This is a genomic window from Burkholderia sp. WTPI3 (genome assembly GCF_021483755.1).
Lineage (GTDB): Bacteria > Pseudomonadota > Gammaproteobacteria > Burkholderiales > Burkholderiaceae > Burkholderia.
Genome location: NZ_JAGIXF010000004.1, coordinates 88,208 through 102,154, shown reverse-complemented (window position 1 = coordinate 102,154; position 13,947 = coordinate 88,208). Strand labels below are relative to the sequence as shown.

At 68.9% G+C, this 13,947-nt stretch carries 16 protein-coding genes; 13 read left to right on the top strand and 3 right to left on the bottom strand.

The annotated features are described in order from the left end of the window. Positions 1–222: 222 nt before the first annotated feature. The 4 genes from J7024_RS03760 (at position 223) to J7024_RS03745 (ending at position 3,878) form a co-directional block, all read left to right on the top strand. Positions 223–1,155 carry a 4-hydroxyproline epimerase gene (locus J7024_RS03760; RefSeq protein WP_124826301.1) on the top strand — a complete coding sequence of 311 codons (933 nt, stop codon included), beginning with the start codon at positions 223–225 and terminating at the stop codon, positions 1,153–1,155. Beyond that, a complete protein-coding gene (locus J7024_RS03755; protein WP_124826206.1) occupies positions 1,152–2,279 on the top strand; it encodes an NAD(P)/FAD-dependent oxidoreductase in 1,128 nt (375 codons plus the stop codon). The genes J7024_RS03760 and J7024_RS03755 overlap by 4 nt, the downstream gene beginning before the upstream one ends. A 100-nt stretch (positions 2,280–2,379) precedes the next feature. Then, complete coding sequence (locus J7024_RS03750) at positions 2,380–2,613, top strand: 2Fe-2S iron-sulfur cluster-binding protein (protein WP_096499103.1); 234 nt, start codon at positions 2,380–2,382, stop codon at positions 2,611–2,613. Then, positions 2,610–3,878: an NAD(P)/FAD-dependent oxidoreductase gene (locus J7024_RS03745; RefSeq protein WP_124826205.1), complete on the top strand. Its 1,269-nt coding sequence runs from the start codon at positions 2,610–2,612 to the stop codon at positions 3,876–3,878. Before J7024_RS03750 ends, J7024_RS03745 begins: the two co-directional genes overlap by 4 nt. Before the next feature lie 24 nt (positions 3,879–3,902). On the opposite strand, the gene J7024_RS03740 is transcribed toward J7024_RS03745, so the two are convergent. Next, positions 3,903–4,868 (bottom strand): LysR family transcriptional regulator, encoded by a 966-nt coding sequence (locus tag J7024_RS03740; protein WP_124826204.1) that lies wholly within the window; start codon positions 4,866–4,868, stop codon positions 3,903–3,905. A gap of 164 nt (positions 4,869–5,032) precedes the next feature. On the opposite strand from J7024_RS03740, the gene gtdA reads away from it, so the two are divergent. The 8 genes from gtdA (at position 5,033) to J7024_RS03700 (ending at position 11,199) form a co-directional block, all read left to right on the top strand. Beyond that, positions 5,033–6,079, top strand: a complete 1,047-nt coding sequence (gene gtdA, locus J7024_RS03735; RefSeq protein ID WP_175750535.1) for a gentisate 1,2-dioxygenase — start codon at positions 5,033–5,035, stop codon at positions 6,077–6,079. Between the two features lie 89 nt (positions 6,080–6,168). Further along, complete coding sequence (locus tag J7024_RS03730) at positions 6,169–6,867, top strand: fumarylacetoacetate hydrolase family protein (RefSeq protein ID WP_096499095.1); 699 nt, start codon at positions 6,169–6,171, stop codon at positions 6,865–6,867. Between the two features lie 34 nt (positions 6,868–6,901). Continuing rightward, on the top strand, positions 6,902–7,543 hold the full coding sequence (gene maiA / locus J7024_RS03725; RefSeq protein ID WP_124826202.1) for a maleylacetoacetate isomerase: 642 nt from the start codon (positions 6,902–6,904) through the stop codon (positions 7,541–7,543). Positions 7,544–7,564: 21 nt separating this feature from the next. Continuing rightward, on the top strand, positions 7,565–8,773 hold the full coding sequence (locus J7024_RS03720) for a 3-hydroxybenzoate 6-monooxygenase (protein WP_124826201.1): 1,209 nt from the start codon (positions 7,565–7,567) through the stop codon (positions 8,771–8,773). Positions 8,774–8,851: 78 nt separating this feature from the next. After that, positions 8,852–9,871 (top strand): MFS transporter, encoded by a 1,020-nt coding sequence (locus tag J7024_RS03715; protein WP_234744799.1) that lies wholly within the window; start codon positions 8,852–8,854, stop codon positions 9,869–9,871. A 126-nt stretch (positions 9,872–9,997) separates the two neighbouring features. Beyond that, positions 9,998–10,351 (top strand): ArsR/SmtB family transcription factor, encoded by a 354-nt coding sequence (locus tag J7024_RS03710; RefSeq protein WP_175770010.1) that lies wholly within the window; start codon positions 9,998–10,000, stop codon positions 10,349–10,351. Further along, positions 10,341–10,775, top strand: coding sequence for a YeeE/YedE family protein (locus J7024_RS03705; protein ID WP_124826198.1), 435 nt, complete (start codon positions 10,341–10,343; stop codon positions 10,773–10,775). Before J7024_RS03710 ends, J7024_RS03705 begins: the two co-directional genes overlap by 11 nt. A gap of 1 nt (position 10,776) precedes the next feature. Continuing rightward, complete coding sequence (locus tag J7024_RS03700) at positions 10,777–11,199, top strand: DUF6691 family protein (protein WP_124826197.1); 423 nt, start codon at positions 10,777–10,779, stop codon at positions 11,197–11,199. Between the two features lie 197 nt (positions 11,200–11,396). Here J7024_RS03700 and J7024_RS03695 read toward each other — a convergent pair whose 3' ends face one another. Beyond that, complete coding sequence (locus tag J7024_RS03695) at positions 11,397–11,747, bottom strand: hypothetical protein (RefSeq protein ID WP_124826196.1); 351 nt, start codon at positions 11,745–11,747, stop codon at positions 11,397–11,399. 203 nt (positions 11,748–11,950) lie between these two features. On the opposite strand from J7024_RS03695, the gene J7024_RS03690 reads away from it, so the two are divergent. Beyond that, positions 11,951–13,435 carry an aminotransferase-like domain-containing protein gene (locus J7024_RS03690; protein ID WP_175750537.1) on the top strand — a complete coding sequence of 495 codons (1,485 nt, stop codon included), beginning with the start codon at positions 11,951–11,953 and terminating at the stop codon, positions 13,433–13,435. A 144-nt stretch (positions 13,436–13,579) separates the two neighbouring features. Here the strand turns inward: J7024_RS03690 and J7024_RS03685 are convergent, their stop codons facing one another. Continuing rightward, positions 13,580–13,855: a hypothetical protein gene (locus J7024_RS03685; protein WP_124826194.1), complete on the bottom strand. Its 276-nt coding sequence runs from the start codon at positions 13,853–13,855 to the stop codon at positions 13,580–13,582. Positions 13,856–13,947 lie beyond the last annotated feature (92 nt).

Here is a 13,947-nt window from a genome sequence, read left to right as displayed (position 1 = left end):
ACGACAGGCGCGTCGACGTGCAACCAGTATCGCCGTGCAAACACCCATCACGCTTGAGTCGTATCGCGGAGCAAAATGACGAAATCGGCATAGTGCGCGGAAGGGCCGCGAAAGGCGCTCCTCACTATGCCGATTTCGTCGCCGTCCTCATCGAAAAGCCACAAGCGGACGGAAGCGCGACGGAGGAAGCTATGCTCCTTTCCCCACTTCGGACGGCTCATGATGAAGCGCATCCAGATCATCGATTCGCACACGGGCGGCGAACCCACGCGGCTCGTCGTGTCCGGTTTCCCCTCGCTCGGCAACGGCACGATGGCCGAGCGCCGCGACGTGCTCGCCAGCGAACACGATCGCTATCGCACCGCGTGCATTCTCGAGCCGCGCGGCAGCGACGTGCTGGTCGGCGCGCTGCTGTGCGAGCCGGTGTCGCCGGAAGCGGCGGCCGGCGTGATCTTCTTCAACAACAGCGGTTATCTCGGGATGTGCGGGCACGGCACGATCGGCGTCGTGCGCACGCTGCATCACATGGGCCGCATCGAGCCGGGCGTCCACCGGATCGAAACGCCGGTCGGCACCGTCGAGGCGACGCTGCACGACGACCTGTCGGTCAGCGTGCGCAACGTGCTCGCGTATCGCCATGCGAAGGGCGTCGCCGTCGACGTGCCGGGTTACGGCCCGGTGAAGGGCGACATCGCGTGGGGCGGCAACTGGTTCTTCCTGATCGGCGATCACGGCCAGCGCGTGGCGGGCGACAACGTCGCCGCGCTGACCGCCTATTCGTCGGCGGTGCGCGCAGGCCTCGAACAGGGCGGCATCACCGGCGCGAACGGCGGCGAGATCGACCATATCGAACTGTTCGCCGACGATCCCGAACACGACAGCCGCAGCTTCGTGCTGTGCCCGGGCCATGCATACGACCGTTCGCCGTGCGGCACCGGCACGAGCGCGAAGCTCGCGTGCCTCGCGGCCGACGGCAAGCTCGAACCGGGCGTCGTGTGGCGGCAGGCGAGCGTGATCGGCAGCGTGTTCCAGGCGAGCTATACGCAGGCCGACGGCGGCATCGTGCCGACGATCCGCGGCAGCGCGCACCTGAGCGCGGAAGCCACGCTGCTGATCGAGGAAGACGATCCGTTCGGCTGGGGCATCGTGTCGTGAGCGAGACCAGGACCGACGTCGTCGTGATCGGCGCCGGCATCGTCGGCGCGGCATGCGCGCATGAACTCGCGCAGCGCGGGTTGCGCGTGCTCGTCGTCGACGACGCGAGCGGCGGCGCCACCGGCGCCGGCATGGGCCACCTCGTCGCGATGGACGACAACGCGGCCGAGCTCGCGCTGAGCCATTACTCGATCGAGCTGTGGCGCGCGCTTGCCGCCGAGATGCCGGACGGCTGCGCGTACCGCAACTGCGGCACGCTCTGGCTCGCAGCCGATTCCCACGAGATGGACCTCGCGCGCGCCAAGCAGGCGACGCTCGCCGCGCACGGCGTGGCGGGCGATCTGATCGACGCGGCGACGCTCGCAGGACTGGAGCCGATGTTGCGTCCGGGCCTCGGCGGCGCGCTGAAGATTCCCGGCGACGCGATTCTGTACGCACCGGTTGCCGCGAGCTGGCTGCTGCAGCGCGCACCGAACATCACGTTGCGGCGCGATCGCGCGGTGGCGGTCGACGGCCCGGGCGTGATGCTCGCGAGCGGCGATACGCTGCGCGCGGAACGCGTCGTCGTCGCGAACGGCGTCGCGGCGCGCACGCTGTTGCCCGAACTGCCGCTGCGCCCGAAGAAGGGCCACTTGCTGATCACCGACCGTTATCCGGGCCAGGTGTCGCACCAGCTCGTGGAGCTCGGCTATGCGGCGAGTGCCCATGCGAGCGACGGCACGTCGGTGGCGTTCAACGTGCAGCCGCGGCCGACCGGCCAGTTGCTGATCGGTTCGTCGCGCCAGTTCGACACCGAGGACGCGCGCATCGAGCCGCCCGTGCTCGCGCGCATGCTGCGCCGCGCGGTCGGCTACCTGCCGGATCTGGCCGACCTGAACGGCATTCGCTCGTGGACGGGCTTCCGCTCCGCGAGCCCCGACGGCCTGCCGTTGCTCGGCGAGCACCCGGCGCGCCCGGGCGTGTGGCTCGCGGTCGGGCACGAAGGGCTTGGCGTCACGACCGCGCCGGGCAGCGCGCGGCTCGTCGCCGCATTGATGGCCGGCGAGCGTCCGCCCATCGACATCGAACCATATTTGCCGGGACGTTTCCTGACGACGTCCCCCGTAGCCGGAGCGCTGACATGAAACGACCCCCACGCTCACTTCGTTCGCTTCGGGGAACGCAGTCCCCCCATCCCTCGAAGGCCGATTCCCGTACGTGCAGGGCGGCCCTGCGGAGGTTGACATGATCATTCATCTGGACGGCCGCGCGCTGACGGTGGCCGACGGCGCGACTGTCGCGGCCGCCATCGCGGCGAGCGGCGACGACACGACGCGCGTGTCGTGCACGGGTGCGGCGCGTGCACCGTTTTGCGGGATGGGCATCTGCCAGGAGTGCAGGATGACGATCGACGGCCGCCGCCGTCTGGCTTGCCAGACGCTGTGCCGCGACGGGATGCGGGTGGAGCGCACGCGATGAAACAGGAACGACTGAGCGTCGACGTCGCGATCGTCGGCGCGGGCCCGGCCGGGCTGTCGGCCGCACGGGCCGCCGCGGGTAGCGGCGCAACGATCGCGATCATCGACGACAACCCGCGCGCGGGCGGGCAGATCTGGCGCCAGGCGGCTGCCGCCGCGCCGGTGCCGGCCGCCGCGGAACGCCTTGCCGTGCTGCGGCAGCCGAACGTGACCCATCTCGCGGCCACGCGCATCGTCGCCGAAACGCAGCCGGGCACGCTGCTGCTCGAGGACGACGAGCGCGGGCTTCTGCTCGAATTCCGCACGCTGATTCTTTGCTGCGGCGCGCGCGAGCTGCTGCTGCCGTTCCCGGGATGGACGTTGCCGGGCGTCACCGGCGCGGGCGGTCTGCAGGCGCTGATCAAGTACGGTCTCGACGTGCGCGGACAGCGCACGGTGATCGCCGGCAGCGGTCCGCTGCTGCTCGCGAGCGCGGCGACGGCCCGTCAGGCCGGCGCGCAGGTGTCGCACGTGCTCGAACAGGCGGAGTGGGGCGACGTGGCCGGTTTCGGCGCGGGGCTGTGGCGCTGGCCGTCGAAGGTCGCGCAAGCCGCGAAGCTCGTCACGGCGGCCTACCGGCCCAATGCGCACGTCGTCGAGGCGTTCGGCGACAAGCGGCTCGAGCGCGTGCGGATCCGGCAGGGCGAGCGCGAATTCGAGATCGACTGCGACCGACTCGCGTGCGGCTTCGGTCTCGTGCCGAACACCGTGCTGCCGAGCCATCTCGGTTGCCGGATCGAAAACGGCGCGGTGGCGGTCGACGCGCATCAGCGCACGAGCCGAGACGGGTATTTCGCGGCAGGCGAGTGCACGGGCGTCGGCGGCAGCGAACTGGCGATGGTCGAAGGCGAAATCGCCGGCTATGCGGCCACCGGGCAGACGGCGCCGCTGGCCGCGCTGGTCGCGCAGCGCGCGCACTGGCAGTCGTTCGCCGACGCGGTGCGCGAGCGCTTCGCGATCCGCGAGCCGATCCGCCGGCTCGCGCGGCCCGATACGCTGCTGTGCCGTTGCGAGGACGTGCGTTTCGACGCGGTTGCGCCGGCGCCCGGCTGGACGGCCGCGAAGCTGCAGACGCGCTGCGGGATGGGCGCATGCCAGGGCCGCGTATGCGGCGCGGCTGCGCAGGCGCTGTTCGGCTGGACGCCGCCGGTGCCGCGCACGCCGCTCGTGCCCGCGCGGGTCGGCACGCTGATGCTGGACGACACGGCATCCTGCGACGGCGCGTGACGCGCGACGGCGAAGCGGCCCCGCTCAGGCGGGCCGCTTCGCCGCTTGGTCCTCCGTCACCTTCTCCCAGCCGCCCACCTGCGGCGCCGCACAGGCGCGCAGGCATTCGATCGCGGTCGCGACGGCCGCGCGGTTCGCGCTGTCCGGATGCCAGTACATCGATACCGCGCCCTGGCCCTCGAGCTGCATCGGCAGGATGCGGATCGCGTTCAATTGTTCGAAGCGTCGTGCGGCACGATGCGACGCGACGCCGAGCAGATCGGTGTTGTTCAGCAGCGTGAGGTTCAGGATCGACGAATTCGACTCGACGCAGTGCGGCGGCTGCACGCGGCCGGCGGCCGTCAGCGCAACCTGCAGCGCGTTGTGCACCGGCGTGCCGGGCGGCCAGACGATCCACGAATAGGCGAGCACCGCGTCCCAGTCGATAGACCCTGCGCCGACGAGCGGGTGATCGGGCCGCGCGACGAACACCACCGGATCGACATACAACGCCTCGGCGTGCAGGTGCGGATCGACGGACGCGGACCCTGAGCGGCCCAGGACGATGTCGAGTTCGCCGCGCGCGAGTTGCGGCATCAGCTGGTTCATGGTGCTCTCGGCGAGCCGCACCTGCGCGCGCGGCATTCGCTTCAGCAACTGCGACACCGCGAGCGGCACCGTATCGGCGGCCGCGACGCCCGACGTGCCGATCGTCACGAGGCCGCTGCCGCCTTCGCGCAGCGCGGCCATGTCGTCGCGCGCGACGTCGAGTTGCGCCTCCACGCGGCGCGCGTGCTCGATCAGCGCATCGCCGTAAGGCGTCGGCCGCAAGCCGCGCGCGTGCCGCTCGAACAGCGGCAGCCCGACATCCTCCTCCAGCTCCTTCAGCCATTTCGACAGCGCAGGCTGCGTGGTCGCGAGCGCGGCCGCCGACTGACTCAGGTTGCCCGTACTGGCGAGGCTCAGCAGTACCTGCAGGTGGCGCAGTCGCAGCCGGTAGGTCCAGTCCATCGCGTGCTCCGTATCGGAAGGTATATCCAAAATTACATGAATTAGATGATTTAATCATTTTACTGGATATGTCTGCGTCGAATATAAATTCGTCAACGGATCGCCGCACGCGGTCCTCGACCCGACACCGAGCCGACCGCGATCGGCAGCCTCAAGGAGACATCATGACCAGCCGACACCTCGACACCACACGCGCCGACTACTACGCGCGGATCGCCGGGCAGCGCCTCGCGCCGCTGTGGGAGTCGCTGCACAACCTGGTGCCGAAGACGCCGCAGCCGGCCGCGCAAGCCGCGATCTGGAAGTACGCGCAGGTGCGCGACCTGGTGATGCAGGCCGGCAACGTGATCAGCGCGGAAGAAGCCGTGCGCCGCGTGCTGGTGCTGGAGAATCCGGGGCTGCCCGGCAAGTCGAGCATGACGCCGAGCCTGTACGCGGGCCTGCAGCTGATCCTGCCGGGCGAGATCGCGCCGAGCCACCGGCATACGCAGTCGGCGTTGCGCTTCATCGTCGAAGGCAAGGGCGCCTGGACTGCGGTGAACGGCGAGCGTACGACGATGCATCCGGGCGACTTCATCATCACGCCGTCGTGGGCCTGGCACGACCACGGCAATCCGTCCGTGGAAGACGGCGGCGAGCCGGTCGTCTGGCTCGACGGTCTCGACATCCCGCTGGTCGGCAGCCTCGACGCGGGTTTCGCGGAGAACTATCCGCAAGCCGAGCAGCCCGTCAGTCGCGCGGAAGGCGACAGCTTCGCGCGCTTCGGTCACAACATGGTGCCGGTGCGGCATCGCGCGAGCGATCCGACGTCGCCGGTATTCAGCTATCCGTATGCGCGCACCCGCGAGGCGCTCGACGCGCTGTACCGCAACGGGGAACTCGACGCGTGGGACGGCGTGAAGCTGCGCTACGTAAACCCCGCGACGGGCGGCTGGCCGATGCCGACGATCGCAACCTTCATGCAGTTCCTGCCGGCCGGCTTCGACGGCCGTACGTATCGCGGCACCGACGCGACGATCTACTGCGTCGTGGAAGGCAGCGGCATCGCGCACATCGGCGGCGACGCGTTCGCGTTCGAGCCGCACGACATCTTCGTCGCGCCGTCGTGGGCGCCGGTAAGGCTGTCGGCGTCGTCCGACAGCGTGCTGTTCAGCTATTCCGACCGACCCGTGCTGTCCGCGCTGAACCTGCTGCGCGAAGCGCGCGACTGACGCCGCGCCTTTCCCGCTTTTCCCGATTCGTCGGGTGCGCCGCCCGGGCGGCGCGCATTCCTTCATTCATGCCTACGCTGGAGCCGTTCATGACTTACGTTTTCCCGCCCGAAGCGCCGGTGGCGCTTCCCGTCGCCGGTAGCGACGCCCGTTTCGCCGTCCGCCGCGTGTACTGCGTCGGCCGCAACTACGCCGCCCATGCACGCGAAATGGGCTTCGATCCCGATCGCGAACCGCCGTTCTTCTTCTGCAAGCCGGCCGATTCGATCGTGCCGGTCGCGTACGGCGAAACGCTCGAGCTCGCGTATCCGTCGCAGACGCAGAACTATCACTACGAAGCCGAGCTCGTCGCGGTGATCGGCAAGGGCGGTTCGGACATTCCGCTCGAGCAGGCACTCGAGCACGTGTGGGGCTACGCGGTCGGTCTCGACATGACGCGCCGCGACCTGCAGATGAAGATGCGCGAGATGGGGCGGCCGTGGGAAATCGGCAAGGCGTTCGACCGCTCCGCGCCGATCGGGCCCGTGCATCCGGCGAGCGAAGCCGGCCATTTCGAGCAGGCCGGCCTGTGGCTGACCGTCAACGGTACGACGAAGCAGAAGAGCGACGTGTCGCACCTGATCTGGTCGGTCGCGGAAACGGTCGCCGACCTGTCGAAGTTCTTCCGCCTCGAACCGGGCGACGTGATCTTCACCGGCACGCCCGAAGGCGTCGGCGCGGTGGTCAAGGGCGACGAGATGAAGGTCGGCGTCGAGCGTCTCGGCGAGCTGACCGTGCGCGTGGTCTGACGCGCGCTCGTCGATTTCCTCGAAAGGTTCCATCGTGCAACTGCATAGTTTTTTCAACAGTTCGACATCCTATCGGGTGCGTATCGCACTCGCGCTGAAAGGACTGTCGTACGACACGCTGCCCGTGAACATTCGCACGGGCGAGCATCGCGATGCCGGCTACGTCGCGCGCGTGAATCCCTCGGCGTCGGTGCCCACGCTGGTCGACGGCGATTTCAGTCTCGGCCAGTCGCTCGCGATCATCGATTACCTCGACCAGCTTCATCCGTTGCCGCGGCTCATCCCGCTCGAACCGCAGCGCCGCGCGCGCGTGCTGGAACTCGCGGCGCTGATCGCGTGCGACATCCATCCGGTCAACAACCTGCGCGTGCTGCGCTACCTCGATACCGAACTGAACGTCACGCCGCAGCAGAAGAGTGCGTGGTATCGGCACTGGGTCGCCGAAGGGATGGCCGGCGTCGAGCGGCTGCTCGCGCGCGCGGATACCGGCCCGTGGTGTTTCGGCGCTGCGCCGACGCTCGCCGACGTGTGCCTCGTGCCGCAGATCGCGAACGCGCTGCGGATGGACTGCGACCTGAGCGCGTATCCGCGCAGCCTCGCGATATATGAACACGCGCGGCATGAGCCGGCGTTCGACGCGGCGCAGCCGCAGCGGCAGCCGGACTACGTCGCGTAACACACGAAGAAGGAGACAGACATGGGCGAGACAAACAACTCGAGCCGACGCGTGCTCGTGATCGGCGGCGGCATCGGCGGCCTCGCGACGGCGCTGGCGCTCGCGCGCCAGGGCATTCGCGTGAATTTGCTCGAGCAGGCCGAGCAAATCGGCGAGATCGGCGCGGGCATCCAGCTCGCCGCGAATGCGTTCAACGCGCTGGACGCGCTGGGTGTCGGCGAGGCCGCGCGCGGTCGGGCGGTGTTTACCGACTGGCTGCAACTGATGGATGCCGTCGATGCGCGGGAAGTCGCGCGCATCGACACGGGCGCCGCGTATCGCGACCGCTTCGGCAACCCGTATGCAGTGATCCATCGCGCGGACATTCACCTGTCGATCTACGAAGCGGTCAAGGATCATCCGCTGATCGAGTTCCGGACCAGCACGCAGGTGTGCGCGTTCGAGCAGGATGCCAATGGCGTGACCGTGACCGATCAGCGCGGCGAGCGCTATCGCGCCGATGCGGTGATCGGCTGCGATGGCGTGAAATCCGCGATCCGTCATGCGCTGATCGGCGATGCGCATCGCGTGACGGGGCACGTCGTGTACCGCGCGGTCGTCGACGTCGACAACATGCCGAAGGATCTGCAGATCAACGCGCCGGTCGTGTGGGCCGGCCCGCATTGCCATCTCGTCCACTACCCGCTGCGCGGCGGACGGCAATACAACCTCGTCGTCACGTTCCACAGCCGCGAGCAGGAAACCTGGGGCGTACGCGAGGGCAGCAAGGACGAGGTGCTGTCGTATTTCGACGGCATTCATCCGCTGCCGAAGCAGATGCTCGACCGGCCGACGTCGTGGAAGCGCTGGGCGACCGCCGACCGCGATCCGGTCGAACGCTGGAGCGCGGGGCGTGCGACGGTACTCGGCGATGCCGCGCATCCGATGACGCAATACATCGCGCAGGGTGCGTGTCAGGCGCTCGAGGATGCGGTGACGCTCGGCGCGGCGGTCGCGCAGACCGACGGCGATTTCGAAGCCGCGTTCGCGCTGTACGAGCGTGCACGGATTCCGCGCACCGCGCGCGTGCTGTATTCGGCGCGCGAGATGGGGCGGATCTATCACGCGAAGGGCGTCGAGCGGCAGGTGCGTAACGCGCTGTGGGTCGGACGCACGCAGGCGCAGTTCTACGACTCGCTCGACTGGCTGCATGGCTGGCGTGCGGAGGATTGCCTGAAGTCCGTCGACTGACGCGCACTTCAGCCCGAATCCGGCGGCGCGCATTCCAACGACATCGCGCGCGACCGCCTTCATGGAGGAGACACCATCATGGCCGATACGCTGTCCATCGACGTCAGCGAGTGGATCGACCGGCATCGCGTTGCGCCGTTTCAGGCCGCGATCGTCGCGCTGTGCTTTCTGATCGTCGCGATCGACGGTTTCGACACGGCATCGATCGGGTTCATCGCCCCCGTCATTCGAGCGGAATGGGGGCTGTCGCCCGCGCAGCTCGCACCGGTATTCGGCGCGGGCCTTGCCGGGCTGATGGCCGGCGCGCTCGCGTTCGGGCCGTTCGGCGACCGGTTCGGCCGCAAGCGCCTGCTGCTCGCCTGCGTCGCGTGCTTCGGCATCGCGAGTGCGGCGTCGGCAAGCGCGGGACAGTATTCGGATGTCAGCGTGATCGCGTTCGGCATCGCGCCGAGCGGCAAGCCGGCCGGCTCGCCGTTCGGCCGGCTGTTCGGTGCCGACCTGCTGCGCGGTACGCTGCTGCTGTGGCTCACGTTCTTCATGAGCCTGCTCGTCATCTACCTGCTGTCGAGCTGGCTGCCGACGCTGTTGCGCACGACCGGCGCGACGCTGCAGATGGCCGCCCGCGTGACCGCGATGTTCCAGGTCGGCGGCACGCTCGGCGCGATCGTGCTCGGCTGGCTGATGGATCGCTTCGATCCGCACCGCGTGCTGGCATGCAGCTATGCGGGCGCCGGTGTGTTCGTCGCGGCGATCGGCGTGCTGGCCGCATCGCCGTCGGGGGCCGCGCTGGCCGTGTTCGCGGCTGGCTTTTGCGTGTCGGGCTCGCAGGTCGGCGCGAACGCGCTGTCGGCCGCGTTCTATCCGACCGAATGCCGCACCACGGGCGTGAGCTGGGCAAACGGAATCGGCCGCAGCGGCTCCGTCGTCGGCTCGATGGCGGGCGGCGCGATGCTCGCGATGGGGCTGCCGTTGCCGACCGCGTTTGCCTGTGTTGCCGTGCCTTGCGTGATCGCCGGGGGCGCGGTGTTCGTGCTCGGCGTGCAGAGGGCCGGGGCCGGGCGGACGGCGGCCGATGCGATTGCCGGCGAGCAGGCGTAGCGACGGGTGGGGTGGCGTTGTGCCGCGGGTGCGTTGAGGCGGCACTCGTGGCATAGGCGGCAACGCGGAGTAACAATACATGAATTGATATAATATTGATTCATTAATCGTTGATCTTCGTCCTCCATGAACATCGATCCTTCGGCCGGGCTGCTGCCCGCGCCCGAACAGATGCGCGCGGCAGCAGAATCGGCATGCGCGCTGCTCAAGGCGCTGTCGAATCCCGACCGGCTGCTGCTGCTCTGCGAACTGTCGCAGGGCGAGCGCTGCGTGAGCGATCTCGAGATGCGGCTGGATATCCGTCAGCCGACGCTGTCGCAGCAACTCGGCGTGTTGCGGGACAACGCGCTGGTCCGCACGCGCCGTGACGGCAAGAACATTCACTATTCGCTCGACAGCGCGGCCGCGATCGCGGTGATGGGCGTGCTGTACGAGCAGTTCTGCGGCCCGGCCGCGAAGGGGGCGCGCGATGCAGCTTGATGCGCTTCATTTCACGCCGTGGCTGTCGCTTGCCGGCGGCGTGCTGATCGGGCTCGCGGCTGCGTGGCTCGTCGCGTTCAACGGGCGCATTGCCGGGATCAGCGGCATCGTCGGCGGGCTGTTGACGGCAGGTGCCGCGGAGCGCGGCTGGCGTGCCGCGTTCGTTGCCGGCTTGATTGCCGCGCCGCTGGCGATGCGCATCGCCGGTGCGGGCGTGACGCTGCAGATCGATGCCGGTTGGGGCGAACTGCTGGCGGCCGGCCTGCTGGTAGGAATCGGCACGCGATACGCGGGCGGGTGTACGAGTGGCCACGGAGTCTGCGGGCTGTCGCGCGGTGCGTCCCGGTCGATCGTCGCGACGGCGGTTTTCATGGTCGCGGGCTTCGCGACCGTATTCGTGCGGCGGCACGTGCTCGGGGGCTGACATGCAGGCAGGATTCGCGTTTCTGGCGGGGCTGCTGTTCGGCGCCGGCCTCATCGTGTCAGGGATGGCCAATCCGCAGAAGGTGCTCGGCTTTCTCGACCTGGCCGGCCGCTGGGATCCGTCGCTCGCGTTCGTGATGGCCGGTGCGGTCGGCGTCGCCGTGTTCGCGTTCGCGTGGGCGAAACGTCGGACGCGCTCGTGGCTGGGCCTGCCGATGCAGTGGCCGGCCGCGCGGACGATTACCGTGCGGCTCGTTGCCGGCAGCGCCGTGTTCGGCATCGGCTGGGGGCTTGCGGGGTTCTGCCCGGGGCCCGCGATCGTGTCGATCGGGCTCGGGTCGGTGAAGGGCATCGCGTTTGTTGCTGCGATGCTGGTCGGGATGGCGCTGTTCGAATGGATCGAGCGTCGGCGGAAGGCGGGTTGAGCGGGTGGTGGGTAGCGCACCGCGTGCTGCAATGGGCGGTGGTGGTCGAGTCGGTCGAACGCGCGCAGGCGTTGGACCGCATCGCGGTCGTCGTCAGGCGAGGGCGATGCGATCGTTGCCTGGCGACAGCGGCGACAGCGGCGACAGCGGCGATTCCGGCGATTCCGGCGATTCCGGCTCCGGCGCGCGCCGCCGCGTCAGGACGGTTCGCGCGCATGCCGCTCGCCCGATACCTGCCCGACCAACCGGCGTAAAACCACGCGCCACCCGGCCAACCCGCCGCGCCCGCGCGCGGGTTCCACGACGGTCGCGCTGGCCGGCCCGGCGCCGCTGGACGTCAACGCCACGTGAGCGCCCATCTCGATCGTCAGGCATTCACCTTCTTCGAGCACGCGGCGAACGTATTGCGGTGCATCGGGCAGCCAGTCGAGCCCGCCGTGACGCAACGTGACCGCGAGCGCGCCGTCCAGCACGATGATCTGGCTATCCTTGTCGAACCACGCAAAGTGGCTTTGTCCGGCGTCGAGCCGGATGTCCTGCGTCCGCATGGCGAGTCCTTTTCCCGGTTGCGCACCCTCGCGACGGCGAGGCGACAGCGTGTCGTCAGGTTAGGGAAACGCGCGCGAGCGGGACAGATTCAGGGGACGGGAATCTGTTGCGGTGCAGCCGGCGATTTTGCATCGCTGTATCGGTGGGTTTACCCCGAATCTGTATCTGGCGAGCGTCCGCGCGCGCGGGCACGATGGCCCGCATGACGCCCATCACCGACCTGTCACGCACGCCTTTGCCGCTGTCCGGCGAGCCGCTTTACGAACGGCTCGCCGAGCATTACCGCCGCATCATCGCGGCTGGCACGCTGTCGCCCGGCGACCGGATGCCGTCGGTGCGCGCGTTCATGGCGCAACACGGCGTGAGTTTGTCGACCGCGATCCAGGCGTTCCGGCGGCTCGAGGATGCGGGCTGGTGCGAAGCCAGGCCGCGCTCGGGCTATTTCGTGCGGCGGCGTGCGGCGGCCGTGCTCGACACGCTGCCGGAAAGCGACGGGCCGCCGCAGAGCGTCGAGCCGCCGTTCGCGGGCCTGCACGAACGCGTGTCGCGCGTGATCGATCGCGCGAACGCGGCGCCCGATGCGCTGAACCTCGGCGGCGCATCCGCGCAGGCGACGCTGTATCCGGCCGAGCGCCTGCAGACGCTCGCGATCCGGCTGCTGCGGCGCAAGCCGACGTTGCTGACCGACGCGGGGCCCGTCGGCGGTTCGCCCGAATTCCGGCAGACGATGGCCAAACGCGCGGTGTCGTACGGCGTGACGGTATCGCCGGACGATGTGATGTCGACGAGCGGCGGGGTCGATGCCGTGAATCTCGCGCTGCGTGCGGTGGCGCGCCCCGGCGACACGATCGCGATCGAATCGCCGGCCTTTTTCGGCCTGATCCAGTTGCTCGAAAGCCTCGGCCTGCGCGCGCTCGAGATTCCGGCTAGCCCGACGACCGGGTTGTCGATCGAGGCGCTCGATGTGGCGCTGAGCGCGTATCCGGATATCCGGGCCGTCGTCGTCGTGCCGAACCTGCAAAACCCGCTCGGCAGCGTGATGCCGGACGACCGCAAGGCCGCGCTGGTCGCTCTGTGCGCGCGCCGCGGCGTGGCCGTGATCGAGGACGAGCCGTATCGCGAGCTCGTCGAAGCGCCGCATGCGGTGAAACCCGTGAAGGCATGGGACCGCGACGGCACCGTGATCTACTGCCCGTCGTTCAACAAGGTGCTGGCGCCCGGGATGCGGCTCGGCTGGATGAGCGCAGGGCGTTGGCACGCGCGTGTGAAGATGCTCAAGTTCGCGCACAGCCGGCACAACGCCGCGCTGCTGCAGGCTGTCGCCGCAGAGTTCGTCGGCTCGGGCGCGTTCGATCGCCACCTGCACCGGTTTCGCGAGCAGCTTCGCGTGCAGCGCGACGTGACGATCGACGCGATCGCCCGCCATTTTCCGGCCGGCACACGGATGAACCGGCCGCCGGGCGGCATGCTGCTGTGGATCGCGCTGCCGGACGGCGTACATTCCGAAGCGCTGTTCGACGCTGCGCTGGCGCGTGGAGTAAGAATTGCGCCGGGCTCGATCTTTTCGAATTCCGATCGCTTTGACGCGTATATCCGGCTTGCCTGCACACGCGTGTTCGACACCGCGCATGAAGCGGCACTCGAAACGCTCGGCCAGTTGATACGCGAGGCAGCAGCGGCCGCGTAACCGGGCTGATCGGCAACCGGGCTGGCGACGGCGCGCCCGAGCGCTGCCGACGCAGCGGATGCGCGAGCCGGCCGATCCGGCACGCCGTCTCTACGGCAACCTCTTGCCGCGCGATGCCGCACCGGCGATACGATTTCGGCGATTTCATCGCCCGACCGAATGCGTGGCGAGGTGCTGGCGGATCAACGACAGGTAATGATCGCCGACCGAGAAGTCGCGTGCGGCACGCGGCCGCTCCGCCTGACGCAGCGTGGCTGGCGCGCTCATGCCCAGATACCGGCACACCGCCGACGGAAACGGCTTGCGCGTATGCCCGAGCTGGCGGGCCGCGCGTTCGATGCGGGCGTCGCCGACCTGTGCACGCAGCCACGCCAGCACTTGGCGATCGGTGTCGTTGACGATACGGACCAGATGTTCCATCGCGCACCCCACTGTTCATAAATACAGTACTGTAAATATAACCAGTAAGCGGGGCGACCGCAAGCGGGTGCGCTTGCACCTGGCCGTTCGGC

Bases quoted from the DNA above. Each gene is read 5' to 3' on its own strand.
- J7024_RS03760 (WP_124826301.1), top strand. From the start codon at position 223: ATGAAGCGCATCCAGATCATCGATTCGCACACGGGCGGCGAACCCACG.
- J7024_RS03750 (WP_096499103.1), top strand. From the start codon at position 2,380: ATGATCATTCATCTGGACGGCCGCGCGCTGACGGTGGCCGACGGCGCG.
- J7024_RS03745 (WP_124826205.1), top strand. From the start codon at position 2,610: ATGAAACAGGAACGACTGAGCGTCGACGTCGCGATCGTCGGCGCGGGC.
- J7024_RS03740 (WP_124826204.1), bottom strand. From the start codon at position 4,868: ATGGACTGGACCTACCGGCTGCGACTGCGCCACCTGCAGGTACTGCTG.
- gtdA (WP_175750535.1), top strand. From the start codon at position 5,033: ATGACCAGCCGACACCTCGACACCACACGCGCCGACTACTACGCGCGG.
- J7024_RS03730 (WP_096499095.1), top strand. From the start codon at position 6,169: ATGACTTACGTTTTCCCGCCCGAAGCGCCGGTGGCGCTTCCCGTCGCC.
- J7024_RS03720 (WP_124826201.1), top strand. From the start codon at position 7,565: ATGGGCGAGACAAACAACTCGAGCCGACGCGTGCTCGTGATCGGCGGC.
- J7024_RS03715 (WP_234744799.1), top strand. From the start codon at position 8,852: ATGGCCGATACGCTGTCCATCGACGTCAGCGAGTGGATCGACCGGCAT.
- J7024_RS03710 (WP_175770010.1), top strand. From the start codon at position 9,998: ATGAACATCGATCCTTCGGCCGGGCTGCTGCCCGCGCCCGAACAGATG.
- J7024_RS03705 (WP_124826198.1), top strand. From the start codon at position 10,341: ATGCAGCTTGATGCGCTTCATTTCACGCCGTGGCTGTCGCTTGCCGGC.
- J7024_RS03700 (WP_124826197.1), top strand. From the start codon at position 10,777: ATGCAGGCAGGATTCGCGTTTCTGGCGGGGCTGCTGTTCGGCGCCGGC.
- J7024_RS03695 (WP_124826196.1), bottom strand. From the start codon at position 11,747: ATGCGGACGCAGGACATCCGGCTCGACGCCGGACAAAGCCACTTTGCG.
- J7024_RS03690 (WP_175750537.1), top strand. From the start codon at position 11,951: ATGACGCCCATCACCGACCTGTCACGCACGCCTTTGCCGCTGTCCGGC.
- J7024_RS03685 (WP_124826194.1), bottom strand. From the start codon at position 13,855: ATGGAACATCTGGTCCGTATCGTCAACGACACCGATCGCCAAGTGCTG.